At 52.0% G+C, this 1,135-nt stretch carries 1 protein-coding gene; it reads right to left on the reverse strand.

The window, feature by feature from the left end; translation table 11 throughout:
• Positions 1-28 precede the first annotated feature (28 nt).
• Positions 29-1,057: an IS630 family transposase gene (locus tag Q675_RS37575; RefSeq protein WP_011783956.1), complete on the reverse strand. Its 1,029-nt coding sequence runs from the start codon at positions 1,055-1,057 to the stop codon at positions 29-31.
• Positions 1,058-1,135: the final 78 nt, after the last annotated feature.

The following is a 1,135-nucleotide window of genomic DNA, read 5'->3' on the forward strand; positions in this document are numbered from 1 at the left end:
TACTAATCCGAAACAAAGTAAGCGAACATCATCCGGAGATATAAGCCAGGTCCGGATGACCAAAAAACGATTTCAATAGCTTTGGCAATTTCTGCAAGCGCCGAAGCTGCCGGTAAACAATGCTCCGAAGTTGCTCCTTACTGTTGATGATCTTTTTACCGACGTGGTGGTATTTGATGTAGCCCCAAACAGACTCATCAGGATTCAGCTCCGGCGAGTACGGCGGCAGGAAGAACAGCTTGAGTTTGCCGTCAAGACTCTCGACATACTCGCGAACGCGACGAGCATGGTGCACCGGATGGTTATCGAGTATCAGGAAAACCGGCTTGTCAGCGTCTTGCACCAGAGCTTTGAGGAAACCGAGAAACGCATCGGTGTTCATGGTGCCCTGAATCGTTTTGAAGCGAAGCTCACCACGAGGTGAGATGGCCGAGATCAGATTGATGCTGAAGCGACTGCCGGTATTACGGATGATCGGAGTTTCACCCTTGGGCGCCCAGGTCGTGCCACTGTGATAATCAGACCGGATACTGGCTTCATCACCGAAGTAGATGGTAGCACCGACTTTTTTGGCTTCCTTGCGGATTTCCGGGTAGGTCTCTTCTTTCCATTGCTTCACGGCCTCTGGTTTTTGCTGGTAAGCCCGATGCAGTGGTTTCTGGGGCGTCAGCCCCAGGTTTCGAAGCAGACGACCCACCGAGACATCGCTTAACCGGACGTTGAACTTTTGCCGAATGAGCTCACGCACACGACCCCGGGTCCACAGGGCAAAGTCAAACTTCAGCTGGTCCGGTGTAAAGGTCGTTATCCAGGTATACAGCTCCCGGATCTGAGCCCCGCTCAGTTTTTTGGGGCGACCAGAAATTTGCTTGGCCTTGAGTGCGTCAAAGCCACCCTCGCGGTAGGCGGCCAGCCATTCGTAAATTCGTGCGCGGCTCATGCCAAGCGCTTTGATGACGACTTCCGGGCTTTCGCCATCCATGACTCGTTGAACGGCGCGAACGCGAATGGCTTCTAATGTTTTGTGATCAAGTTTACGACCGTCATCGTGGCGCATGTGTGTAGATATCCGATAAGCTTGGCGAACGACCGCTATATTATAAATAATGTTCGCTTACTTTCGTACCCATTAGTA

Origin of the sequence: Marinobacter sp. EN3, assembly GCF_000475315.1 — a bacterium.
Lineage (GTDB): Bacteria > Pseudomonadota > Gammaproteobacteria > Pseudomonadales > Oleiphilaceae > Marinobacter > Marinobacter nauticus.